A 23,609-nucleotide genomic window follows, 5' to 3' on the forward strand; every position below is an offset into this window, starting at 1 on the left:
CTCACACCTCGAAGGGCTGTACGACGACGAAGTTGCCGGGGGCGCCGCGGAACTGGAGGTTCACGGCCTCGGTGGTCTGCCGGGCGTACCCGGAGCGGCGCAGCCTGAGCGAGGTCGTGGTGACCGCCTGCGCACCGGCGGACCAGGCGATGACGGCGTTGCCGTCGACATAGGTGGCCGCGCCGACGGGCAGCACGACGGGCACGCCGCGTGTCTTGACGACGACCGCTCCGGTGCCGGAGAAGAGCATGCTGAAGAAGCCTCCGCCGGGCAGTCCCGCGCCCTCGATGCGGCGGACCTCGGTGTCCAGTGACTCGTCGAAGGCCAGCACGCCCTGGGCGCTGGTGTAGAGCTGCTCGCCCTGGAGGCGGATGACGAAGACGCGGCTGGCCTCGTCGGCGAGGAACACCTCGCCGTTGCCGGTGCAGCGCATCAGGGACATGCCCTGCCCGGTGAGGGCTCCGGTGAGCTTGCCGAGCAGGCCCGAGCCCTTGTGGGCGAAGTCGATGTCGCCCTGGTAGGCGACCATGCTGCCCTGCTTGGCGAGGATCGGGGCGTCCTTGGTGAGGGTGGCCCGCACCAGGTTCGCGTTCTGCTCCGTCCAGCGGTCGCCCACGGGGGCCTCCGCGTACTTCGTCAGCACGACCCGCATGCTGGCCTCGGGCGGCACGGGGGCGAGCTGGGTGCCGCCGCCGAAGGGCTGCGCCTGGCCCGGGAAGGCTCCGGGGGCGCCGGGGGCGCCGGGGGGCGCGAACTGTCCGGCGACCGCGCCCGGGGGCGTGAACTGGCCCGCGGGTGCGCCGGGCGGCGCGTACTGGCCTGCCGGGGGCGCGCCGGGCGGGGTGAAGGTCTGCCCCGTGTGCCCCGTGTGCCCCGTCTGTCCCGGAGGAGTGAACGTCTGCGGGCTCGTCGGCGCGGCTGGCGCGGACGGAGCCTGTGCGGGGGCGGGCACGGGAGCCGGCGGCGCGCCGAACGAAGGCGCCGACGCGGGCGCGGCCGGCGCTGCCTGCGGTGGCGGGGCGAACGCCGGTGCCTGGGACTGGGCCGGGACGGCCGGCTGCTGGGGCGCGGGTTCGGGCTCCTCCTCGGCGACCTCGCCGCCGAAGTTCTTCAGCAGCGCGTCGAGGCCGCCGTCGAAGCCCTGGCCGACCGCGGCGAACCGCCAGACGTCCTTCAGATACAGGTCGCCCACCATCACGGCACGCTCGGTGGAGAACTCGCTGCCGTCGAACGAGTACCGGGCCACTTCCTCGCCGCCGGCGACGATGCGGAGATAGCCGGGGGCGATCTGTGACATCTGGCCGGCGCCGTCGATCGTCGCCGTGAAAGACAGTTTCTGGATCTGCGACGGAATCTGATCGAGCGTGACCCGGAACGACTCCGTGTCGCCCGACTGCGCCCCCAGGAGCTGGATGGAGTCCTCGGGGGACTTCGGCTGGTTGAAGAAGATGAAGTACCGGTCGTCCGAGAGCCGTTCCTCGGCGTCGAGGCCGAAGCAGCTGATGTCGAAGGTCAGTCCGGGGCCGGAGATCTGTACGCCCACGTACAGGTCCGTGCCCGCGGTCAGGTCACTGATCTTGGCCTTGTGGCCGCGTTGGAATTCCCTGGCCATGCGTAACGACCGTCCCCCATCCCGAATGCGAGTGCGTCGCGACAGGCTAACTGCAAACTCGGACACCGGTGGAGGTCGGTACAGATCCGGTACAAAAACCCGTTCGAGGCGGCGGTCAGTCCTCGCGGGTGCCCGGGAGGTGCGGCAACCGGTCCGCGGCGACCACGCCTTCGAGATAGCCCTTGGCCCGCTCGGTGCGCGGATAGGCCTCCAGCAACCGCCAGAAACGGGGCCCGTGGCCGGGCACGAGCAGATGCGCGAGCTCATGCAGAAGGACGTAGTCCACGACGTACTCGGGCATGCCCTGAAGCCGGTGCGAGAGCCGGATGCTTCCCTCGGACGGGGTGCACGAGCCCCAGCGGGTGTTCTGGTTGGTCACCCAGCGGACCGAGGTGGGCCGTGCCCGGCCCTCGAAGTACTGGGCCGAGAGCCGTTGGGCGCGCTCGGAGAGCTCGGTGTCGCCGAGGAGCCGTTTGCTCTCCTGGGCGGCCAGCTTGTCGAGCATGACGCTGACCCAGCGCTGCTCCTCCGCCTCGGACATCCGGGCAGGGATGAGCACGACGGTGCGATCGCCCTCGCGGTACGCGGAGACCGTCCGTCGGCGACGGCTGCTCCTGCGCACCTCGATCGCGCTCGCCCCCGAGCCGCTCGGCGGCTGGCTCGTCGTGCTGCGCTGTGGTGTTCCGGCGCTGTGCAGTGGGTCGGCGGGCACGCCCTGACGTTACCCGCTGCACACGGGGGAAGTCCCGACTCCGGGACGGTTCGGTTCCGATCCCCCACCATGCGTCTGATTTGTACGACGAATGGCCCTCACCTGTGGACAACCTTCGGCACGTGAGGGACGGGTCCGGGCATGCTGGCAGCGCCGCCGCAGCCGCGACCGACCGTCGTCCGGGCACTTGCGGCGGACGGGGACGATCTTCGAAGGCTACGGGGGCCTGTCATGCAAGCAGTGGTTCCGCTCGCGCACACGATGGTGCCGCAGATGAAGCCCGCGCTCCGGCGCGGCTGGCGCGATCTCAACACCGTGCAGTTCGGGATGACCCCGGCGCACGCGCTGACGCTGGGTCCGATGGACACGGCGACGGGCAGTTTCCTCGACCTGATCAACGGCACGCGCGGTCTCGCGCTGCTGCGGGAGGAGGGGCGCCGGATGGACCTGCCGGAGGGTCATGTCGACACCCTGGTGGGGCGGCTGGCGCGAGCCGGGCTCGTCGACGACGCCAGGGGCGGCGGACCGGCGGCGGACGCGCTGCGGGGGAGGAAAGAGGTCCTCGACCGGCTGGCACCCGACCTGGCGTCCCTCTCCCTGACCACGTCGGAGCCGGGCGAGGCGATGAGGCTCCTGGCCGCCCGCCGCTCACTGCGCGTGCAGGTCAGGGGCGCGGGCCGGGTCGGCGCGGTACTGGCCGCGCTGCTCTCGGGCGCCGGCGTCGGGGAGGTCGACGTGCTGGACGGCGGCCGGGTCGAGCCGGGGGACATCGCCCCGGGCGGGCTGCCCGCCGGCTCCGTCGGCGACCGCAGGGACGTCGCCGCACGCCGTGCGGTGTCCGCGGCGGCTCCGGGACGCCCGCCGCGCCAAGGCTCCCGGGCCTCGGCCGGGGTGGACGACCCCGGGTTCTCGCTGGTCGTCCTCGCCCCGCGGGACGACGTCGACGTCCACGCGCCGGCCCCGGCCACCGGCGAGCCCTTCGTCCGGTCCGGCACCCCGCATCTGTACGCCGGTGTGGTCGAGGCGACGGGCGTGGTCGGCCCGCTCGTCCTGCCGGGCGAGACGGGCTGCGCGGGCTGTCTGCACGAGACGCGGACCGACCGTGACCAGGCCTGGCCCCGGCTGGTCGCCCAGTGGCGGTCGGGCAGCAGACGGCATCCGGCGCGCTCCTGCGACCTGGCACTGGCCACCACGGTCGCCGGCCTCGCGGCCGCACACGCCCTCGCTTTCCTGGACGGCCGGGTCCCGTCGAGCGCGGGCGCCCGCTGGGAGGTCTCCCTGCCGGGCCTGAACTGGCACGCGCGGCCGGTCTGGCCGCATCCCGCCTGTCCCTGCGGAGCCGCGGAGAAAGGTAAGGGAGAACACACCTCCAAGGAGGAGGCTGCACACGAGACAATGGCGGAGCAACGGTCGTCGGAGGAGTTGTGCCGCAAGGCAACCGCGCCACGGCCGGCTGGGACCTGGAGGGCGCATGTCTGATCTTCCCCGGAAAGCGGTCACCCGGACCGCCAAACTCGCCGCGCTCCCGCTCGGCTTCGCCGGGCGGGCCACCTGGGGACTCGGCAAGCGGATCGTGGGCGAGTCCGCGGAGATCGTCGGCCGCGAGCTGCAACAGCGCACCGCCGATCAGCTGTTCAAGGTGCTCGGGGAGCTCAAGGGCGGGGCCATGAAGTTCGGCCAGGCCCTGTCCGTCTTCGAATCGGCGCTTCCCGAGGAGGTCGCCGGTCCGTACCGCGCGGCCCTGACGAAGCTCCAGGAGGCGGCGCCTCCGATGCCGACCCGCACCGTGCACGCGGTGCTCGAGGAGCGGCTGGGCGCGGACTGGCAGGACCTGTTCGCCGAGTTCGACGACAAGCCCGCCGCGGCGGCGTCGATCGGCCAGGTGCACCGGGCCGTGTGGCACGACGGGCGGGAGGTGGCGGTCAAGGTCCAGTACCCGGGGGCCGGCGAGGCCCTGCTGTCCGACCTGAACCAACTGGGCCGCTTCGCCCGCCTGCTGGGGCCCCTGGTTCCCGGCATCGACATCAAGCCCCTCATCGCCGAGCTGCGCGACCGGGTCTCGGAGGAGCTCGACTACGGCCTGGAGGCGCAGGCCCAGCAGGCCCACGCCGAGGAGTTCGCGGACGATCCGGACGTCGTGGTGCCGGGGGTGGTCCACCAGAGCGACCAGGTCCTGATCACGGAGTGGATGGAGGGTGTCCCGCTGTCGGAGGTGATCACCGACGGCACCCAGGAGCAGCGCGACCGCGCCGGCCAGCTCCTGGCCCGGTTCCTCTTCTCCGGCCCCGGCCGCACCGGCCTGCTGCACGCCGACCCGCACCCGGGCAACTTCCGTCTCCTGCCCGGCGGTCCGGACGGCGAGGAGGACTGGCGCCTGGGCGTCCTGGACTTCGGCACGGTCGACCGGCTCCCGGGCGGCCTGCCGGACACCATCGGCACCTGCCTGCGCATGACGCTCGACGGCGAGGCGGAGGCGGTCTACGCACTCCTCTCCGCGGAGGGCTTCGTCAAGGAGTCCATAGAGCTGGACCCCGACGCGGTCCTCGACTACCTCCTGCCGATCATCGAACCGGCCGAGGTCGACGAGTTCACCTTCACCCGCGGCTGGATGCGCAGCCAGGCCGCCCGGATCGCCGACCCCCGCTCCCCCGCCCACCAGCTGGGCAAACAGCTCAATCTGCCCCCGGCCTACCTCCTGATCCACCGGGTCACCCTGAGCACCATCGGCGTCCTGTGCCAGCTGGGCGCGACGGTCCGGCTGCGCGAGGAACTGGAGGAGTGGCTGCCGGGGTTCGTGCCGGAGGAAGAAGGAGACGAGCAGGATTCGGCCGCGGAGGCGTGAGCCGGCCCGGCTACCACCAGGCCGAGTCGAGCCGCCCCTCGATGGCCCGGAGGTTCTCCCGGGAGCAGGTGTCGCAGAAGTACTGACGGACACCGTTCTCCACGGAACAGGTCCAGGTGGGCTGTGAACCTTCGGCCCGTGTGCCGCAGCGGGCGCACACCAGGGGCCGCGGCTCTCCCACGCCGTCGCCGTCGTCTCCGGGAAGACTCGTCATTCGCCGACGATAACGCCGGGCCCGACGGTTGGGCGCGCACAACGCACCGCGGGGGCCGGTCCGTTCGGACGGACCGGCCCCCGCGGGTGACTAGCGGGTCGGGTTACTGCATGACGGCCATGGCGAGCGCGCGGCGAGCACGCAGGGAGGCGCGCTCGGCCCGGCGCTGCATCCGGCGGGCGGTCACCAGGCGGATCGCCAGGCGTTCCTGCTCGGCCTCCTGCAGCCGGTCGTGCATATGCGCACGAGCCAGGGCTTCTGGGATGAGTTGCATCTCTCGGGTCCTGTTCTGACGCGAGTCGCTCGCGTCGGTGGTGGTGAAGTCTGGGGTCGCGGAGCCGGCGGGCTCGCTGGTGGACGGCTTCATCGGGGCCTGCTTCGTGGGGTCGTTCGTGAGGGGGCGGTCGATCGTTCCTGCGATGGTGTTCATGCCGTGACCGGGTTCTTGCGCGGGCGACCACGCGGCCGCTTCCGGGCGACGACGACACCCTGGACGAACAGCTCCCCACCCCAGACGCCCCAGGGCTCACGCCGCTCCTTGGCGCCGGCGAGGCAGGCCTCCATCAGCGGGCAGGTGCGGCAGAGGGACTTGGCGTACTCGACGTCGGCCGGCGACTCGGCGAAGAAGACCTCCGGGTCGTAGGAACGGCAGGGGACGGGTACGCCGAGGTTCTCGATGGCGTCGTCGAGCGCGGTGAGCGCGGTGAGCGGGATCAAGGCGGAGTCCTCCGTGAGGCCGGGCGGGGGGATCGTTTCGGAAGGCGGTACGGACGGGGCGTGCGCTTCGAGTTGCACGGTTCGTCTTCCTCGTCTGTTCGGTCCGGCCCTGTTGGACCGGTAGTCGCTTGGTACCGGGTTCTTTTCTTGTCCCGAGGCCCCTTCGCACCGCTCTCCCCGTTCGGGGAAAACAGAAGGGCCGCGGATCCCAGATGGGGTTCCGCGGCCCTGAAGGCGCCGGCCTGATCTTCGATCAGGCTGGATCACTCCAGGGTTCTGGCCCACGGAAGGCCCACATCAGGTGGTGCTGCGTCGTCTGCTTCCGGAATCCGGCACCGGCCGCCGCAAAGGCATAGGCATGCGCCTGTGCCACTACCGCTTCCAGTGCCTTGGTCGGTCGCTCATTGCGCTCACGGACCGGAAGGACCGCGAGAGACACGGAGGACGCCGGACGCACGGCAGGAATGCCGGACAGACCGGTGCCCAGGTTCGAAACGCCGAGCATGCACGTGGAGACGACCGAGCGATCGGTCATTTTGGCGGTCTTGACGGCCTTGCTGCTGTTGATGCTGATCACTTCAATCGCCTCCTCTCGGCGTCTCTGGGGACGGCGGCGCGAGCCGCTGTCCGACGGATATGCAAGTAGAACACGGAATCGGGGCCTCCGAGAAGGCCTCCGTCCCCGTGGCTAAGAACCTATGGGGATTGCTGGGGCATGCGCAAACTATTTTTTCGACGAGTTGGGATCAGCCCTCGTCTTCTTCCTCCGAAACCTCCTGGCCTGCGCAGATGGTCAGCACATCGGCTCCGTAGCGAGTGAGCTTGCGCCGCCCGACGCCCGGGATCCGCGCCAGCTCGTGCTCGTCGTCGGGCACGGCCTCGGCGATCGCCATCAGGGTCTTGTCCGTGAAGACGCAGAACGCCGGCTGTCCGCTGCGCTGCGCCTGCACAGCACGCCAGTCACGCAGCCGCTCGTAGAGCCCCTCGTCCATGTCGGAGGGGCAGTCCTCACACCGCATGAGCTTCATCTCGCCCGCGTCGGTGAGCGTGCGCCCGCACACGCGGCAGCGCGCCGGGGTGCGCTGGGTGCGTCTCGGGGCGGCGCCGACCGGGCTGGTGAAGCCGCGCTCGACGCCTCCCGGGCCGCCGCCCGCCGTTCGCCCCGTGGTGGCGGTGGAACCGGGGCGCAGTCCGTCGAGGAAGCGGCTGGGGCGGCGGTTGGGGCGGCCGCCCGGCGAACGGGAGAGCGACCAGGAGACATGGAGGCGCTCGCGGGCGCGGGTGACGCCGACATAGAGGAGCCTGCGCTCCTCCTCGATCTGCTCGTCGGTCTTGGCGTAGGTGATCGGCATCATGCCCTCGGCGACACCGACCAGGAACACGGCGTCCCATTCCAGACCCTTGGCCGAGTGCAGGGAGGCGAGGGTGACGCCCTCGACGGTGGGGGCGTGCTGGGCACCGGCCCGCTCGTCGAGTTCGGCCACGAGGTCGTTCAAGGTGGCGCCGGCTCTCGCGGCCGCGAAGTCCTGCGCGAGGTTCACCAGGGCGGCCAGCGACTCCCAGCGCTCCCTGACGGCCCCGGAGCCCGCGGGCGGCTCGCTGGTCCACCCTTCGCCCGACAGCACGGCACGCACCTGGGAGGGCAGGTCGACGGCGTCGTCCAGCCGGGAGTCGTTGCCGCCGAAGCGGGCCGCGCCCCGGAGGTTGACGATGGCCCTGCGCACCTCGGGCCGGTCGAAGAACCGCTCGGCGCCGCGCAGCTGGTAGGGCACCCCGGCGTCGGCGAGAGCCTGTTCGTAGGTCTCAGACTGGGAGTTGGTGCGGAACAGGACGGCGATCTCGCTGGCCCGGACGCCCGCGTCCATGAGCTCCCGGATGCGCCGGGCGGCGCCCTCGGCCTCAGCGGGTTCGTCGGTGTACTCGGTGTAGACGGGCTCGGGTCCGGGCCGCCGCTGGGAGATCAGTTCCAGCCGGTGGTCGGCGGCGCGGCCGCGGGCCTGGGCGAGCAGGCCGTTGGCGAGATGAACGACCTGGGGGGTGGAGCGGTAGTCGCGGACCAGCTTGACGACGGTGGCTCCGGGGTGCCGGGTGCGGAAGTCGAGCAGATGGTCGGGAGTTGCGCCGGTGAAGGAGTAGATCGTCTGACTGGCGTCGCCGACGACGCACAGGTTGTCCCGCCGCCCCAGCCACAGCTCCAGCAGCCGCTGCTGAAGGGGGCTGACGTCCTGGTACTCGTCGACGACGAAGTGCTGGTACTGGGAACGGACCTGGTCGGCGATGTCGTGCCGGTCCTGGAGGATGGCGACGGTCAGCAGCAGGACGTCCTCGAAGTCGATGACCGCACGGTCACGCTTGAGGTCCTCGTAGGCGGCGTAGAGCTGGGCGATCTCGGCCGCGGCGCGCGGGGTCTCGCGGCCGGCCTTCGCGGCTGCGAGGGCGTAGTCGGAGGGCACGGTCTGGGTGACCTTGGACCACTCGATCTCGCCGGTGACGTCCCTCAGCTCGCCGCGGTCGAGGCGGATGCGGCAGGCGGCGGCCGCGTCGGCGACGAGCTGGATCTTGCGGTCGACGAGCCGGGGCATGGAGCCGCCGACGGCTTTCGGCCAGAAGTACTGGAGCTGGCGCAGGGCCGCCGAGTGGAACGTACGCGCCTGGACGCCCACGGCGCCGAGCTGGCGCAGTCGCCCGCGCATCTCTCCGGCGGCGCGGTTGGTGAAGGTGACGGCGAGCACGCTGGAGGGCTGGAGGATGCCGGCCCGCACCCCGTAGGCGATGCGGTGGGTGATCGCCCGGGTCTTGCCGGTGCCGGCTCCCGCCAGCACGCACACCGGCCCGTGCAGGGCGGTGGCCACCTCGCGCTGTTCGGGGTCGAGCCCTTCGAGCACCGCGTCGGCCGAGTCCGGTGTGCGCGGGAAGAGCGTGGAGTGCGTTGCTGCTGTCACACCGCCATGCTGCCAGGTCGGCGGAGACGGGTGAGCCGGTTGTCCACAGGCAGGTAGTCGCAGTCGTACTAATGCGGCAGGCGTCACCCTGCCGGGCACCGCGGGCCGGGAATGGTATCCCGCTCGCAGGCGTTCCCTCCTGGACGACCCTTTCCCGAGCCACCCGAGGAGCGCGCGAGACATGCAGGGCACTGTGACGATGTACAGCACCACGTGGTGCGGTTACTGCCAGCGGCTGAAGAAGCAGCTGGACCGCGAGGGCATCGCGTACACCGAGATCAACATCGAGCAGGACCCGGCGTCCGCGGCGTTCGTGGAGAAGGCGAACGGCGGGAACCAGACGGTTCCGACGGTGCTGTTCGCCGACGGTTCCACGCTCACGAACCCGTCGCTGGCGCAGGTGAAGCAGAAGATCAGCGCGTAGGCGGTGCGGCGTGGAGGCGGTTCCTGAGACGGCTCAGGAACCGCCTTTTTATGGTTTGTCCCACAGCGCGGTGTAGCGCCACAGCAGTCGGCGTCGGTAACGGCAGCCGGGCAGAAGGCGGCGGGCGGCCCTGCGGGCTTCGCCCCAGTGCATGGCCGAGTCCTCCATGGGCATGCCGGCCGGGGCGCGCCTGCCGCCCTTCAGGCGTCTGATGAGCATGCTCCCGGGCAGACCGCAGCCGCTGATGACCCAGTCCAGGGCGGTCCCGTTGTACGCCATACCGACGATGGCCAGCCGTCCGCCGGGGGCCAGCAGCCGGACCAGGCCGTCGACCGCGTCCTCGAAGGGCGCGTGGTGCACGACGGCGACCGCGCTGACGAAGTCGTAGCCGCCCTCGGGGAGGGCCGTTCCGTCGAGGTAGTCCGCCTCCAGGAACCTGATGTTCCCGGGGGTGGCCGCGCGCGCCTGCCGGATCATCTCCGGTGAGCGGTCCACGCCCGTGACGGACCCGGCCTTCCGCGCCAGCTTGCGGGCGAGCAGCCCGTCCCCGCACCCCACGTCCAGAGCCTGTCGGCAGCCGTCCGGGACGGCGTCGAGTACCCAGGGGTGGTAGTGGACGTTGTGGTTCCAGTACGGGTCGGGCATGCCGGTCCTCTCAGACGAAGCTCCTCGTCGGCAGCGGCTTGCCGTACCACAGCTCGATCAGACGGGCCGCGATCGAGATGCCGTACGGCGGCAGGACCTCGCCGGACTCGAAGGCGGCCTGGAGGTCGTCGCGGGAGAACCAGCGGGCCTCGTGGATCTCGTCGCCGTCGACGTTGATGTCGGTGGAGGTGGCGCGGGCCATGAAGCCGAGCATCAGGCTGGAGGGGAACGGCCAGGGCTGGCTGGCGACGTACTCGACCGGGCCGACGGTGATGCCCGCCTCCTCGAAGACCTCGCGCCGTACCGACTGCTCGATGGACTCGCCCGGTTCGACGAAACCGGCCAGCGTCGAGAAGCGGCCCTCCGGCCAGTGCACCTGACGGCCGAGCAGGATGCGGTCCTGGTCGTCCGTGACGGCCATGATCACGGCCGGGTCGGTGCGCGGGTAGTGCTCGGCGCCACAGGCGGGGCAGCGGCGGATGTGCCCGGCCGCGGCGATGACGGTGCGCTCGCCGCAGCGGGAGCAGAAGCGGTGGGTGCGCTGCCAGTTCTCCAGGCCGACCGCGTGCACCATCAGGCCCGCCTCGCGCGCGGACAGGAGCAGGCCGGCCTCGCGCAGGCCCGCAGGGCGCGCGGACTGGTCGATGCGGCCCGGCAGGGCGTCCTTCTGGAGGGCGAAGTAGCGGACGCCGTCCTCGTCGATGCCGAGGAAGTAGCGGTGCGCCTCGGTGAGGGGGGCCTCGAAGGACGGGGTCATGACGAGTTCGGTACGGCCGTCCGGTGTCTCGTCTATGAGGACCTGACCGCCGGAGACCACGAAGCAGCGGGTCGTGGGGTGGCTCCACGCCGCCGCGAGCCAGGCCTCGTCGAGCCGGTGGTGCGCGGCGCGGTCGATGCCGCTGGGTGCGGTGAGCGAGACGGGACGGTCGGCGATGTGGTCGGTCCAGGTGGTCACGGGTGCTTCCAACTCCCCCGGTGCAGCGGATTGTTTCGACGGGCGGTCAGGCGGGACGTACGGCGGAGGGTGACCGGGTCCGGTGGGGCTTCGCGGTGCGGGGCGGCCCTTCCAGTGTGCCCCGCGCGCGCTGCCGGTCCGGGCGGCGCGGGGCGGTCAGGGCGCATGGCTCCAGTGCTCGGCGAGATCACCCCACAGGTACGCGGAGGTCTCGACGCCCTTGAGCAGCAGATCGAGCTCGACCTTCTCGTTCGGCGCGTGCCAGCCGTCGGAGGGGACGGAGATGCCGAGGAAGAGCACGGGTGCGCCGAGGATTTCCTGGAGGTCGGCGGCGGGGCCGGAGCCGCCTATGCGCGTGAAGCCGACCGGGCTCTCGAAGGCACGCCCCAGGGCGCGGACCACGGACTGCAGCGCGGGGTGGTCGAGCGGGGTCAGGCACGGGCGTGTGGCAGGCGCGAAGGTGATCTCGTGCCGGATGCCGGCGGGCACCTGATCGGGGACCCAGGCCCGGACGGCCTTCTGGATGTGGTCGGGGTCCTGCCCCTCGACCAGCCGGAACGAAAGCTTCACCATGGCCGACGACGGGATGATCGTCTTGCTGCCGGGCCCTTGGTAGCCGCCGCCGATGCCGTTGACCTCGGCGGTCGGCCGGGCCCAGACGCGCTCCAGGGTGGTGTACCCGGCCTCGCCGTGGGCGGCGTACGAGTTGGCGGTGCCCAGCCACCATTCCTCGTCGAAGGGCAGTTCGGCGAAGAGTTCGCGCTCGCGCGCGGTCAGCTCCACGATGCCGTCGTAGAAGCCCGGGATCGTCACCCGCGCGTGCTCGTCGTGAAGCGCGGCCACCAGGCGGGCGACGGCGGTGGCCGGGTTGGGCACGGCGCCGCCGAAGGCGCCGGAGTGGATGTCCTGGTCGGGGCCGTGGAAACGGATCTCGCACTCTGCGAGACCGCGCATACCGGTGCACACGGTAGGGGTGTCCTCGGACCACATGCTGGTGTCGGAGACGATCACTGCGTCAGCGGCGAGACGGTCGGCACGCTCCTCGACCAGCGCGCGGAAGTGCGGGGACCCGGACTCCTCCTCGCCCTCGATCAGCAGCTTCAGATGCACCGCGGGGGCGGTGCGGCCGGTGGCGGCGAGGTGGGCGCGGACGCCGAGGGTGTGGAAGAAGACCTGGCCCTTGTCGTCGGCCGCCCCGCGCGCGTGGAGGCGGTTGTCGCGGACGACCGGCTCGAAGGGGTCGCTGTCCCAGCCGTCCTCGCGGGCGGCGGGCTGTACGTCGTGGTGGCCGTAGACGAGGACCGTGGGTGCGGCGGGGTCCTCGGCGGGCCAGTCGGCGAAGACGGCGGGCGCGCCCGGGGTCTCCCAGACCTCGGTCGTGGGGAAGCCGGTCTCCTGGAGCTTGGCGGCGAGCCAGTCGGCGCTGCGGCGTACATCGGGTCCGTGGTCGGGCTGGGCCGAGACGGACGGGATGCGCAGCCATTCGGCGAGGTCGTCGAGGAAGGCGGCGCGGTGCTGCTCGATGTACGTACGGACGGCGCTGTCCGGGGTCTGGCTCATGGTCATGAGCCTATCGGCCCGCACCGACATCCTCGGTGGGCGGTTCCTCACAGTCCGCTTGCGCGGAACCGTTCGAATGTCCTCCCCCTTCCTGGGTCAGCAGCCGTTCCAGGGCGGCCCGGTCCGGCAGGTTCCTGGGGCGCACGACGTCTCCGGTGCGGACGTACAGGAACGCCGCCGTGACCGATTCCACAGGCACGCCCTGCCGCTCGGCCCAGGCCAGCCGGTACATGGCGAGCTGGAGGGGGTCGGCGGTGCGGGTGCGGCTGGTCTTCCAGTCGACGATCTCGTACGTCGTGGTGTCCCCGTCGCTCTGCCGGTACACGGCGTCGATACGGCCCCGGATCACGCGGCCCGCGATGGCGAGCTGGAACGGCGTCTCGAGGCGGTAGGGGGTGCGGTGGGCGTACTCGGTGCGTTCGAAGGCGTCCTTGAGGGCTTCGAGGTCGCGCTCGTCGGCGATCTCGGCGTCGCTGCCGGGCAGGTCGTCCGGCTCCAGCATGGGCAGGGTCAGGGCTTCGAAGCGGGCCTCGACCCAGGCGTGGAAACGGGTGCCCTGACGTGCGGCGGGTTGCGGGGGGCGCGGCATGGGGCGCGCGAGCTCCTGCGCGAGCCCGTCGGGGTCCGCGGCCAGGCGGAGCACCTGGGTCGCGGTGAGCGAGGCGGGCAGGGGTACGTCGGTGACGGCCTGCCGCGCGCGCAGGAGTTCGCCGGTGAGGGCGTCGAGGTCGCGGTCCCAGGAGGCGATGGCGCGGGCTTCCTCGGGGGTGAGGGGTTCTGGTTCCGGGGGGTGGGGGCGTGCCTGTGCGGTGGACGTCTCCGGGGCCGTGGCCTGGTGCGGGACTGCCGGACGGTCTGCCGTGAACTCGTCCCAGTCGTCGGAGACGTCTGCCCCGGCGGTCTCGTCGTCGAAGGGGGGCTCTTCGTCGTACGGCGGTTCTTCGTCGTACGGCGGTTCTTCGTCGTCTTCGTCGTCCGGCGGAGGGGGCCAGTCCGGGTCGTCGTAGGTGTCCGGGTCGTGTACGGCCGCGGGGTGGGTGTCCGTGTGGGCGGCGAGGTTTTCCAGGTGGTCCAGGACCGTCCGGGCGGCGGCCCGGCGTCGGGCGAGCGCCCTGTCGTCCAGGGGCAGGGGCCAGACCTGGTCCTCGGTCCGGCTGTTCAGTGCGGGGTTCTCCTCGTCCTCGGCGGGCTCGTCGGCCCAGGCCTCGATCTCACCGTGACCGGCCGCGCAGTGGTCGTGCAGGGCCTGGAGGAAGTCGGACGGTCCCCGGGGCTTCTTCTGTGTGGGCCCCCACCAGTGGCCGGAGCCGAGGAGGAGGGAGCGGGGGCGGGTGAAGGTGACGTAGCCGAGGCGGAGTTCCTCGGTGTGCTGGTGGTCCTTCATGGCCTCGTGGAAGGCCTTCATGCCGCGCGCGTCCCAGGAGGTGATGTCGGGGAGGGTGTCGGTGTCGCCGCGCAGCGCGTGCGGCAGCACCTTGCTCTGGGCGGTCCACTTCTCGCGGCCCTGGCTGCTCGGGAACGTCCCGGTGACCAGGCCGGGGACGGCGACGACGTCCCACTCCAGGCCCTTGGACTTGTGCGCGGTGAGCACCTTGACGGTGTTCTCGCCGCCCGGGAGGGCGTTGTCGAGGCCCTTCTCGTACTGGGCGGCGGTGCGCAGGAAGCCGAGGAAGGCGAGGAGGCTCGCCTCGTTGTCCCCGGCCGCGAACGATGCGGCGATGTCGAGGAAGTTGGACAGGGTCTCGCGGCGGCGGGCGGCCAGCGCGTGCGGGGACGCCGAGAGTTCGACCTCCAGGCCGGTGACGGCGAGGACGCGGTGCAGGACGTCCATCAGGGGGTCGGCGAGCGAGCGGCGCAGGTCGCGCAGTTCGGCGGCCAGGCGCGCGAACCGCACGCGGGCGTCCGGTGAGAAGGGCAGCCCGTCGTCGTCCTCGTCGTCGCTGTAGAGGGGCGTCTCCAGGAAGGTCTCCAGGGCGTCGGCGAGCGATATCACCTCGGCCGGGTCGACCCCCTCGACGGCCTCGGCGAGCCGGCGGTCGGGGTCGTCGTCGCCGCCCACGCGCGCGTGGGACACCAGACGCCGGGCGCGCCTTCCGAGGAGGGCGAGGTCGCGGGGGCCGATGCGCCAGCGCGGGCCGGTCAGCAGGCGGACCAGGGAGGCGTTGGCGCCGGGGTCCTGGAGGACCTCGCAGACCGAGACCAGGTCGGCGACCTCCGGCAGGTGCAGCAGGCCCGAGAGGCCGACCACCTCCACCGGGATGTCCCGTGCGACGAGGGCGCCCTGGATCTCGGCGAAGTCGGTGGCGGTGCGGCACAGGACGGCGATCTCACCGGGCTCCTTCCCGGTCCGTACGAGGTGGGCGATGGAGTCCGCGAGCCAGTCGATCTCCTCGGCGTGGGTGGGCAGGAGGGCGCAGCGCACCATGCCGTCGCGTTCTGCGCCGGGAGCCGGGCGGAGGGCCTCCACGCCCGCGTGCATGGCGCGCAGGGGTTCGGCGAGGCCGTTGGCGAGGTCGAGGAGGCGGCCGCCGCTGCGGCGGTTCTCGCTGAGGGACTGGCGGGTGGCGGGACGGCCGTCGGGGTGGGCGAAGTGCTCGGGGAAGTCGTCGAGGTTGGCGACGGAGGCGCCGCGCCAGCCGTAGATGGCCTGGCAGGGGTCGCCGACGGCGGTGACCGGATGGCCGGTGCCGTCGCCGAACAGGCCTGCCAGCAGGACGCGCTGGGCGACCGAGGTGTCCTGGTACTCGTCGAGCAGCACCACCCGGAACTCGTCGCGCAGGACACGGCCTACCTCCGGGATATCCGCGAGGCGTGCGGACAGGGCGATCTGGTCGCCGAAGTCGAGCAGGTCGCGTTCGCGTTTGGCGGCACGGTAGCGGACGACCAGGTCGGCGAGTTCGCGGCGGGCCGCGGCCGCCTCGGGGACCTTGCGCAGGGCGTCGTTGGTGAGTTTGGCGCCCTGGAGCGTCAGCAGCAGCTCGGCGTCGTGGGCCCGCACCTGTTCGGGGCGGACCAGGTGCTCGGCGAGTTCGGCGTCGAGGGTGAGGAGATCGCTGACCAGGTCGGCGAAGGAGCGGGTCAGGGCCGGGTAGGGGCCCGGGGCCTCGCGCAGCACGCGCGCGGCGAGCTGGAAGCGGGTGGCGTCGGCGAGCAGCCTGGAGGTCGGCTCCAGGCCGATGCGCAGGCCGTGGTCGGTCAGCAGGCGGCCCGCGAAGGCGTGATAGGTGGAGATCACGGGCTCGCCCGGCGGGTTGTCCGGGTCGATGACGTCGGGGTCGGTGACGCCCGCCTTGATGAGTGCTTTGCGGACACGCTCGGCGAGTTCTCCGGCGGCCTTGTTGGTGAAGGTGAGGCCGAGCACCTGTTCGGGGGCGACCTGGCCGGTGCCGACCAGCCAGACCACGCGGGCCGCCATCACCGTCGTCTTGCCCGAGCCGGCGCCGGCCACGATCACCTGCGGGGCGGGCGGCGCGGTGATGCAGGCCGTCTGCTCCGGGGTGAACGGGATGCCGAGGAGCTCCTTGAGCTGATCGGGATCGGTGATACAGGCGGGCATGTCGCAGAGGCTAGCGGCGCGCACTGACAACCGAGGACGGATCGCCCCTCGGGCTGGAAGAAGCGCAGGTCAGCACGCGTGGTGCGACTGATCACACCGGCATGCTTCACACCATGTGCTGCCCTCACTCCACGACGTGCCGTCCCTCCGGCTGGACGCTGCACGAGGCCCGGAAGGCGCAGTGCGAGCAGTGCTGACCGGCGTTCGGCGTGAACCGTTCGTCGAGGACCTTGCCGGCCGCCGTGGCTAGCAGGTCGCCGACCCACTCCCCCTCCAGTGGCTCCTGCGCCTGCACCTTGGGGAGGGTCTCGCCGCCGTCCCGCTTGGGGGCGCCCTGGCGCAGCTGGACGAGTTCGGCGCCGCCGGGCTCGGGCCGTACGCCGTCGAAGGCATCGTCGACGGCGCCCTCTCGGACGGCGAGCTGGTAGACGGCGAGCTGGGGGTGGCGTTCCACTTCGGCGGAACTCACGGGCTGTTTGCCGGTCTTGAAGTCGACCACGTACGCGCGTCCCTCGCCGTCGGCCTCCACGCGATCCATCTGGCCGCGGATGCGTACCTCGACCTCGCCCGCTTCGAGGGTGACGTCGAAGTCGTGCTCGCTGGCCACCGGGGTGCGGCCGGTGCGGTCCATGACATGCCACTTCAGGAAGCGTTCGAGCGCCACGCGCGCGTTCTCCTTCTCCTGCGCCGACTTCCAGGGCGCGTCGAAGGCGAGCGCGTTCCACACGGAGTCGAGACGCTCCATGAGGACGTCGAGGTCGGCCGGGGTGTGCCCGGAGGCGACCTCGTCGGCGAGGACGTGCACGACGTTGCCGAAGCCCTGGGCGACGGTCGCGGGCGCGTCGGCCTTCACCTCGCGGCCCAGGAACCACTGGAGGGCGCAGGTGTTGGCGAGCTGGTCGAGGGCACTGCCGGAGAGCACGACGGGCTGGTCGCGGTTGCGCAACGGCACCTTGGACTCGGTCGGCTCGAACATGCCCCACCAGCGGTAGGGGTGGGCCGAGGGCACGAGCGGGCGGCCGTCCTCGTCGGCGAGGGCGGCGAGCCGGGCGAGGCGGCGGGCGGCGGCCTCCCTGAGGGTGTCGGAGACGCGCGGGTCGACGGTGGTGGCGCGGAGCTCCGCGACCAGGGCGGCGACCGACAGGGGCCGGCGGGGGCGGCCGGTGACGTCCTTGGGCTCGACGCCGAGTTCGGTCAGGAAGCGGGAGGGCTGGTCCCCGTCGTCGGCCGGTGCCTTCACCGCCGTGACGACGAGTCGCTCACGCGCACGCGTGGCGGCCACGTAGAACAGGCGGCGCTCCTCGGCGAGCAGGGCGCCCGGGGTGAGCGGTTCGGCCAGTCCATCGCGGCCGATGCGGTCGGCCTCCAGCAGGGAGCCGCGGCGGCGCAGGTCGGGCCACAGGCCCTCCTGGACGCCGGCGACGACGACCAGGCGCCACTCCAGGCCTTTGGAGCGGTGCGCGGTCATGAGGCGGACGGCTTCGGGGCGTACGACGCGCCGGGTGAGGGTGTCGGCGGCGATGTCCTCGGCGTCGATCTCCTCCAGGAAGTTCAGGGCGCCGCGGCCTCCGGTGCGCTCCTCCGCGCGCGCGGCGGTCGCGAACAGCGCGCACACGGCGTCGAGGTCACGGTCCGCGTTGCGTCCCGCCGCGCCGCCGCGCCGGGCGGCCCGCTCCAGACGCCCGGGCCACGGCGTGCCCTCCCACAGGTCCCACAGCGCCTCCTCGGCACTGCCGCCGTTCGCGAGGCGCTGCCGGGCCTTGCCGAGCAGCGCGCCGAGCCGCTGGGCTCCGCGCGCGTACGCGGGGTCGTGCACGGCCAGGCGTTCGGGCTCGGCGAGGGCCCGCGCGAGCAGCACGTCGGAGGGGGGCGGCAGGGCGTTTCCCGCGGCCCGCTCCTCGTCCCGCAGGGCGCGTCCCAGGCGGCGAAGGTCCGCGGCGTCCATGCCGGCGAGGGGGGAGGTGAGGAGGGTGAGGGCGGTCTCGGTGTCGAGCCAGGAGGTGTCCGACGGCGGTTCCCCGGGGGCGGGTTGTGGCTCGCCGTCGGCATCTGGCTGGGGCTCGTCGGCCACGTCCGGCCGCGGCTCGCCGTCCACGTCCGGCCGCGGCTCGCCGTCCGAGTCCGGCCGCGTCTCGTCGGCCACGTCCAGCTGCGTCTCTCCGTCCAAGTCCTGCGGCTCGTCGGCCACCGGCTGCGGCTCACCGCCAGAGACCCGCCGCGGCCCCTCGCCAAAGACCTGCCGCGACCCGTCGTCGTCCAAGTCCGGCCGCGCCTCGTCGGCCACCGACTGCGGCTCACCGCCAAGGACCTGCCGCGCCTCCTCGCCGGACACCTGCTGCGATCCGCCGCCAGAGACCTGCTGCGCCTCCTCACCGGACACCCGCTGAGGCCCGTCCGAAACGGCGCCCTCCGCGAGCGGTACGACGCCCTCCGCCGCCTCCGCCGTCGCCACCGCCCGCAGCGCCGTCAGGAGTGGCGCCACCGCCGGTTCGTGTCGCAGCGCCAGGTCGTCGCCGTCGATCTCCAGGGGGACCCCGGCCGCCGTGAGAGCGCGCCGGACCGTCGGGATCGTGCGGGACCCCGCGCGCACCAGGACCGCCATCTCACCCCAGGGGACGCCGTCCTCCAGGTGTGCCCGGCGCAGGATGTCCGCGATGTTGTCCAGTTCGGTGCCGGACGTCGGGTACGTGTACACCTCCACGCGCCCCCCGTCCCGGACCGGGGCGAGTTCGCGGTGGGCGCGGACCTTCTCCGCCGGCAGCCGGGTCAGGGGCATGCGCTGGGTCACCAGGCGGGTCGCGGACAGCAGGGCGGCGCCGGAGCGGCGGGAGGTGCGCAGGACCTCGACGGGGGCCGTCCGGCCGTCCGCGCGCGGGAAGTCGTGGGGGAAGTCGAGGATGCCGTTCACGTCCGCGCCCCGGAACGCGTAGATCGACTGGTCGGGGTCGCCGAAGGCGACGAGGGTGCGGCCGCCGCCGGCGAGGGCGTGCAGCAGCCGTACCTGGGCGGGGTCGGTGTCCTGGTACTCGTCGACGAACACGGCGTCGTACTGGGCGGCGAGCCGTTCGGCGACCTCGGGGCGGCGGGCCAGGAGCACCGCGCGGTGGACGAGTTCGGCGTAGTCGAGCACGCCTTGGAGGTCGAGGACGTCCAGGTACTCGGCGAGGAAGGCGGCCGCGGCCCGCCAGTCGGGGCGGCCGATACGGCGGGCGAAGGCGTCCAGGGCGCCCGGACCGAGGCCCAGCTCGCGGCTGCGGGCGAGGACCGCGCGGACCTCGTCGGCGAAGCCGCGGGTGGTCAGACAGGAGCGCAGTTCGTCCGGCCAGCGCACGTGCGAGAGGCCGAGCCGCTCCAGGTCGGGCTGGCCGGCGAGCAGTTCGCGGACGGTCACGTCCTGCTCGGGTCCCGACAGCAGCCGCAGGGGTTCCACGAACAGGTCGCTGTCCTGGTGGGCGCGGACCAGGGCGTAGCAGAACGAGTGGAAGGTGGTCGCCTGCGGGGCGCGCGCCGCTCCTATGCGCAGCGCCATGCGGTCGCGCAGCTCGACGGCGGCCTTGCGGCTGAACGTCAGCACGAGCACGCGCGCGGGGTCCCCTCCACGGGCGATTCGCGAGGCCACCGACTCGACGAGCGTGGTGGTCTTCCCGGTGCCCGGACCTGCGAGAACGAGCAAAGGACCGCTGCCGTGCTCAACCACGGCACGCTGTGCGGCGTCCAGACGAGGGGGATCCACGCGGGCCGGTGGGGTACGCACCAGTCGGTAAGCGCCACGGCTCCCCTGTCGCACCTGGGAGTGCGACAGACGCCTGGTGGAGGAAGAGGAGCTCACGTGGTTCGCCGGTCCTGGTGGGTGTGCTGTTGGGCGGCCCGCCGCGCGTGGAGGGCGGTGGACGGGGGGTGAGGGGGACGCGTGCCGCCGACGCTACGCCGACGAGTGGAGCGGAAGCAGGGCTTCCCCTTCTTCCCTCGCACCACTCACGGCACCGCCGACCCGTACGTCCCTCACCTCACGAACGTACGCCATGCCTCGGACGTCCCCCGGTTCGCCTGTTTCCCCCGTACGGGTCTCAGGGGGCCCCAAGGCCCGCACGATGGCGGAAGCTGTCAGGTGTGACCCTCCGCGCGTCCGTCGCCGTCCCAGCGCGCCCGTTTCATGTCAAGGCGCGGCAGATGGCCCTCCGCGGCTCTGCTCGCTCCCTTCAGAGGCGTGCCCTCCGCGCGGTAGTGGCCGAGTGCCTCGAGCTCGTGGCCGGGCAGCAGGACCCCGTCCGCCCGCACGACACGCCACCACGGCACGGGCGAGCCGTACAGGGCCATGACCCGGCCCACCTGGCGGGGGCCGCCCTCCTCCAGCCACTCGGCGACGTCGCCGTACGTCATGACGCGCCCGGGCGGAATGCGTTCGGCGACGTCGAGGACCCGCTCGGCGTACTCCGGCAGCGCGTCCGCGTACTCCAGGTGGGCGTCCGGAGGAAGGCTCTGCTCGCTCATCCGCCCCATCCTGCCCCACCCCACCGACAATGTGACGGGCTCGCGACCGTGCGTATCCCTCGCCCAGGGACGGCGCTTCGGGCAGACTGTGCGCCCCCGCATATGCACCCTGACACCCCCGTGTGTCGGTGGGGCATGCCACCATCGTGCGGGCGGTGACTGGTGATACGAGATCAAGAAGAGACGATGAAGCCACAGGGTGTGCACCCGGAGGACGCCGAGAGCACCTCTGACGCTTCGTCGCGCCCGGACACCGCCGACACCGAAGAGGTGCACGCCGACGCGGTCGAGAGCGACGAACCGCTGCTTCCCGCGCGCGTGCACCGGCCCTCCGACCTGATGCGGCTGCTGGTCGGCGTGCTGGCCGTCGTGGTGCTGCTGGCGATCGCCGCGTTCGCGCACGGCACCACCTCGGGGCTCGAACAGGACATCAACAAGGGCACCGGACAGGCGCCCGACCTGCTCATCAAGATCGCCGGCCTGGCCTCCAGCATCGCGATCCTCCTGGTCCCGGTCGCGTTCGCGATCGAACGGCTGATCAAGCGCGACGGACTGCGGATCGCCGACGGCGTGCTCGCCGCTGTCCTCGCCCACGGTGTGACGCTGGCCACCGACCTGTGGGTCGCCAAGACCGCCCCGGGCTCGATCCAGGAGGCGCTCACCCAGCCCTCCCCCGGCGACATCCACGCCCTCACCGACCCGGTGCACGGCTACCTCGCGCCCGTCATCGCCTATATGACGGCCGTCGGCATGTCCCGCAGACCGCGCTGGCGGGCGGTGCTGTGGATGGTGCTGATGCTCGACGCGTTCTCGATGCTCGTCACCGGCTACACCACACCGTTCTCGATCATCCTGACGGTGCTGATCGGCTGGACGGTCGCCTACGGCACGCTGTACGCCGTCGGCTCGCCCAACGTCCGGCCCACCGGGCAGACGCTGATCGCGGGCCTGAGGACCGTCGGCTTCCACCCGGTCAGCGCGGCCCGCGAGGAGGTCTCGGAGACCGCGGAGAACAGCGACCGCGGCCGGCGCTACTTCGTCACCCTGGAGGACGGCCCGCCCCTGGACGTGACGGTCGTCGACCGGGAGCAGCAGGCGCAGGGCTTCTTCTACCGCGTGTGGCGCAACCTCACCCTGCGCGGCTTCGCCACCCGCAGCAGCCTCCAGTCGCTGAGACAGGCGCTGGAACAGGAGGCGCTGCTCGCCTACGCGGCGATCGCGGCCGGTGCCAACGCTCCCAAGCTGATCGCCACCTCCGAGCTCGGCCCCGACGCCGTGATGCTCGTCTACGAGCACACCGGCGGGCGCACGCTGGAGTCGCTGGCCGAGGACGAGATCACGGACGAGCTGCTGCGCAACACCTGGCGTCAGGTGCAGGCGCTGCAGTCGCGGCGCATCGCGCACCGCAGGCTCGCGGGTGACGCGATCCTGGTGGATCGTTCCGGCGCGGTGATCCTCACCGATCTGCGCGGCGGCGAGATCGCGGCCAGCACCCTGCTGCTGCGCATGGACGTCGCCCAGCTGGTGACGACCCTGGGGCTGCTGGCGGGCGCGGAACGCGCGGTGGCGTCGGCGGTCAGCATCCTCGGCCCCGACGCCGTGGCCGACTGTCTGCCGATGCTCCAGCCCATCGCGTTGACGCGTTCCACGCGCGCGACGCTGCGCCGGCTGGCCCGGGAGCGGGCCCAGCGTGAGCGCGACGCAGTCCTGGAGGCGTCCCAGCAGGCCAAGCAGGCCCGTCTGGAGGAGGCGCCGGACGAGGCCAGGCCCGTACTCGAGAAGCCCGACAAGAAGGCCGTCAAGGCGGAGGCACGGGCCGAGAAGCGGGCCATCGACGAGGCCATCGAGGAGGCGCGTGAGGAGGACCTGCTGACGCAGATCCGCCACCAGGTGCTCCTGATCCGGCCGCAGGCGCCGGTCGAACCGGCCCGCCTGGAGCGAGTGAAACCGCGCACGCTGATCAGCTTCATCGCGGGTGCCATCGGCGCGTACTTCCTGCTGACGCAGCTCACCCACATCGAGTTCGGGCCGCTCATCGAGAACGCCGAGTGGGGCTGGGTCGCGGCGGCCGTGCTGTTCTCGGCGTGCAGCTACTTCGCCGCCGCCATGGCCCTGCTGGGCTTCGTGCCCGAGCGGGTGGGGTTCCTGCGGACGGTCGCGGCCCAGGTCGCCGGTTCGTTCGTGAAGATCGTCGCGCCGGCCGCGGTGGGCGGTGTGGCGCTCAACACGCGCTTCCTGCAACGCCAGGGGGTGCGGCCAGGGCTCGCGGTGGCGAGTGTCGGTGCCTCTCAGCTGTTCGGGCTCGGCTGCCACATCCTGATGCTGCTGTCCTTCGGCTATCTGACCGGTACCGAGAAGACGCCGTCGCTGTCGCCGTCCCGGACCGTCATCGCCGGTCTGCTGACGGTGGCGGTGCTCGTGCTCGTGGTCACCTCGGTGCCGTTCCTCAGGAAGTTCGTCGTCACGCGCGTGAGGTCGCTGTTCGCGGGTGTCGTGCCGCGCATGCTGGACGTGCTCCAGCGGCCGCAGAAGCTGATCACCGGCATCGGCGGCATGCTGCTGCTGACGGCCTGCTTCGTGATGTGCCTGGACGCCTCCATCCGCGCCTTCGGCAGCGAGGGCACCTCGCTCAGCATCGCCAGCGTCGCCGTCGTCTTCCTCGCCGGCAACGCGCTCGGTTCGGCGGCCCCGACACCGGGCGGTGTGGGCGCCGTGGAGGCCACCCTGACGGTCGGTCTGATCGCCGTGGGGCTGCCCAAGGAGGTCGCCGCTCCGGCTGTTCTGCTGTTCCGTCTGCTGACGCTCTGGCTGCCGGTGCTGCCGGGCTGGCTGGCCTTCAACCAGCTGTCCCGCAAGGGCGCGCTGTAGCCCGTTCCGCCCCGGCCGGAACAGGTACCCCTTACGGCTCGCGTCCCGCGCGTCACCGCGCGCGCGAGCGC

17 protein-coding genes are annotated in these 23,609 nt (G+C 72.2%); 4 read left to right on the forward strand and 13 right to left on the reverse strand.

Translation table 11 applies throughout. From position 1 onward, the window contains the following. Position 1: 1 nt before the first annotated feature. Positions 2-1,612, reverse strand: coding sequence for a TerD family protein (locus tag ACFYZ8_RS12160; RefSeq protein ID WP_388534689.1), 1,611 nt, complete (start codon positions 1,610-1,612; stop codon positions 2-4). Between the two features lie 115 nt (positions 1,613-1,727). After that, on the reverse strand, positions 1,728-2,324 hold the full coding sequence (locus ACFYZ8_RS12165; RefSeq protein WP_359030247.1) for a M48 family metallopeptidase: 597 nt from the start codon (positions 2,322-2,324) through the stop codon (positions 1,728-1,730). 261 nt (positions 2,325-2,585) lie between these two features. On the opposite strand from ACFYZ8_RS12165, the gene ACFYZ8_RS12170 reads away from it, so the two are divergent. Then, positions 2,586-3,803, forward strand: a complete 1,218-nt coding sequence (locus ACFYZ8_RS12170) for a TOMM precursor leader peptide-binding protein (RefSeq protein WP_388535072.1) — start codon at positions 2,586-2,588, stop codon at positions 3,801-3,803. Then, positions 3,796-5,166, forward strand: a complete 1,371-nt coding sequence (locus ACFYZ8_RS12175) for an ABC1 kinase family protein (RefSeq protein ID WP_388534692.1) — start codon at positions 3,796-3,798, stop codon at positions 5,164-5,166. Before ACFYZ8_RS12170 ends, ACFYZ8_RS12175 begins: the two co-directional genes overlap by 8 nt. Positions 5,167-5,176: 10 nt before the next feature. Here ACFYZ8_RS12175 and ACFYZ8_RS12180 read toward each other — a convergent pair whose 3' ends face one another. The 5 genes from ACFYZ8_RS12180 to ACFYZ8_RS12200 all read right to left on the reverse strand — a co-directional run bounded on the left by ACFYZ8_RS12180 (position 5,177) and on the right by ACFYZ8_RS12200 (position 9,039). Continuing rightward, a complete protein-coding gene (locus ACFYZ8_RS12180) occupies positions 5,177-5,380 on the reverse strand; it encodes a hypothetical protein (protein ID WP_359030245.1) in 204 nt (67 codons plus the stop codon). Positions 5,381-5,483: 103 nt separating this feature from the next. Beyond that, entirely contained in the window at positions 5,484-5,810 is a 327-nt protein-coding gene (locus tag ACFYZ8_RS12185) for a hypothetical protein (protein ID WP_359030244.1), read from the reverse strand. Next, positions 5,807-6,175, reverse strand: coding sequence for a WhiB family transcriptional regulator (locus ACFYZ8_RS12190; protein WP_359030243.1), 369 nt, complete (start codon positions 6,173-6,175; stop codon positions 5,807-5,809). Before ACFYZ8_RS12190 ends, ACFYZ8_RS12185 begins: the two co-directional genes overlap by 4 nt. A gap of 175 nt (positions 6,176-6,350) precedes the next feature. Next, complete coding sequence (locus tag ACFYZ8_RS12195) at positions 6,351-6,674, reverse strand: hypothetical protein (RefSeq protein ID WP_359030242.1); 324 nt, start codon at positions 6,672-6,674, stop codon at positions 6,351-6,353. 169 nt (positions 6,675-6,843) lie between these two features. Beyond that, positions 6,844-9,039 (reverse strand): ATP-dependent DNA helicase UvrD2, encoded by a 2,196-nt coding sequence (locus ACFYZ8_RS12200; RefSeq protein WP_388534696.1) that lies wholly within the window; start codon positions 9,037-9,039, stop codon positions 6,844-6,846. 181 nt (positions 9,040-9,220) lie between these two features. Here ACFYZ8_RS12200 and ACFYZ8_RS12205 point away from each other — a divergent pair, with 181 nt between their 5' ends. Next, positions 9,221-9,463, forward strand: a complete 243-nt coding sequence (locus tag ACFYZ8_RS12205) for a mycoredoxin (RefSeq protein WP_037719776.1) — start codon at positions 9,221-9,223, stop codon at positions 9,461-9,463. A 48-nt stretch (positions 9,464-9,511) separates the two neighbouring features. On the opposite strand, the gene ACFYZ8_RS12210 is transcribed toward ACFYZ8_RS12205, so the two are convergent. The 6 genes from ACFYZ8_RS12210 to ACFYZ8_RS12235 all read right to left on the reverse strand — a co-directional run bounded on the left by ACFYZ8_RS12210 (position 9,512) and on the right by ACFYZ8_RS12235 (position 20,670). Beyond that, entirely contained in the window at positions 9,512-10,108 is a 597-nt protein-coding gene (locus ACFYZ8_RS12210) for a class I SAM-dependent methyltransferase (RefSeq protein ID WP_359030240.1), read from the reverse strand. A 10-nt stretch (positions 10,109-10,118) separates the two neighbouring features. After that, positions 10,119-11,063 carry an NAD(+) diphosphatase gene (nudC, locus tag ACFYZ8_RS12215; RefSeq protein WP_388534700.1) on the reverse strand — a complete coding sequence of 315 codons (945 nt, stop codon included), beginning with the start codon at positions 11,061-11,063 and terminating at the stop codon, positions 10,119-10,121. Positions 11,064-11,219: 156 nt separating this feature from the next. Further along, a complete protein-coding gene (locus ACFYZ8_RS12220) occupies positions 11,220-12,623 on the reverse strand; it encodes a dipeptidase (protein ID WP_388534703.1) in 1,404 nt (467 codons plus the stop codon). Positions 12,624-12,633: 10 nt separating this feature from the next. Beyond that, positions 12,634-16,179 carry a UvrD-helicase domain-containing protein gene (locus tag ACFYZ8_RS12225; protein ID WP_388534706.1) on the reverse strand — a complete coding sequence of 1,182 codons (3,546 nt, stop codon included), beginning with the start codon at positions 16,177-16,179 and terminating at the stop codon, positions 12,634-12,636. 124 nt (positions 16,180-16,303) lie between these two features. Next, on the reverse strand, positions 16,304-20,008 hold the full coding sequence (locus ACFYZ8_RS12230) for a UvrD-helicase domain-containing protein (RefSeq protein WP_388534709.1): 3,705 nt from the start codon (positions 20,006-20,008) through the stop codon (positions 16,304-16,306). A 275-nt stretch (positions 20,009-20,283) separates the two neighbouring features. Then, the gene (locus ACFYZ8_RS12235) at positions 20,284-20,670 is read right to left on the reverse strand and encodes an MGMT family protein (RefSeq protein ID WP_359030234.1); all 387 of its coding nucleotides are present in this window, start codon (positions 20,668-20,670) and stop codon (positions 20,284-20,286) included. 186 nt (positions 20,671-20,856) lie between these two features. Here ACFYZ8_RS12235 and ACFYZ8_RS12240 point away from each other — a divergent pair, with 186 nt between their 5' ends. Beyond that, positions 20,857-23,538 carry a flippase-like domain-containing protein gene (locus ACFYZ8_RS12240; protein ID WP_359030233.1) on the forward strand — a complete coding sequence of 894 codons (2,682 nt, stop codon included), beginning with the start codon at positions 20,857-20,859 and terminating at the stop codon, positions 23,536-23,538. The last annotated feature ends 71 nt before the right edge of the window (positions 23,539-23,609 follow it).

The organism is Streptomyces sp. NPDC001668 (assembly GCF_042893155.1).
GTDB lineage: Bacteria > Actinomycetota > Actinomycetes > Streptomycetales > Streptomycetaceae > Streptomyces.

Bases quoted from the DNA above. Each gene is read 5' to 3' on its own strand.
- ACFYZ8_RS12160 (WP_388534689.1), bottom strand. From the start codon at position 1,612: ATGGCCAGGGAATTCCAACGCGGCCACAAGGCCAAGATCAGTGACCTG.
- ACFYZ8_RS12180 (WP_359030245.1), bottom strand. From the start codon at position 5,380: ATGACGAGTCTTCCCGGAGACGACGGCGACGGCGTGGGAGAGCCGCGG.
- ACFYZ8_RS12225 (WP_388534706.1), bottom strand. From the start codon at position 16,179: ATGCCCGCCTGTATCACCGATCCCGATCAGCTCAAGGAGCTCCTCGGC.
- ACFYZ8_RS12185 (WP_359030244.1), bottom strand. From the start codon at position 5,810: ATGAACACCATCGCAGGAACGATCGACCGCCCCCTCACGAACGACCCC.
- ACFYZ8_RS12175 (WP_388534692.1), top strand. From the start codon at position 3,796: ATGTCTGATCTTCCCCGGAAAGCGGTCACCCGGACCGCCAAACTCGCC.
- ACFYZ8_RS12205 (WP_037719776.1), top strand. From the start codon at position 9,221: ATGCAGGGCACTGTGACGATGTACAGCACCACGTGGTGCGGTTACTGC.
- ACFYZ8_RS12220 (WP_388534703.1), bottom strand. From the start codon at position 12,623: ATGAGCCAGACCCCGGACAGCGCCGTCCGTACGTACATCGAGCAGCAC.
- ACFYZ8_RS12240 (WP_359030233.1), top strand. From the start codon at position 20,857: ATGAAGCCACAGGGTGTGCACCCGGAGGACGCCGAGAGCACCTCTGAC.
- ACFYZ8_RS12170 (WP_388535072.1), top strand. From the start codon at position 2,586: ATGGTGCCGCAGATGAAGCCCGCGCTCCGGCGCGGCTGGCGCGATCTC.
- ACFYZ8_RS12235 (WP_359030234.1), bottom strand. From the start codon at position 20,670: ATGAGCGAGCAGAGCCTTCCTCCGGACGCCCACCTGGAGTACGCGGAC.
- ACFYZ8_RS12210 (WP_359030240.1), bottom strand. From the start codon at position 10,108: ATGCCCGACCCGTACTGGAACCACAACGTCCACTACCACCCCTGGGTA.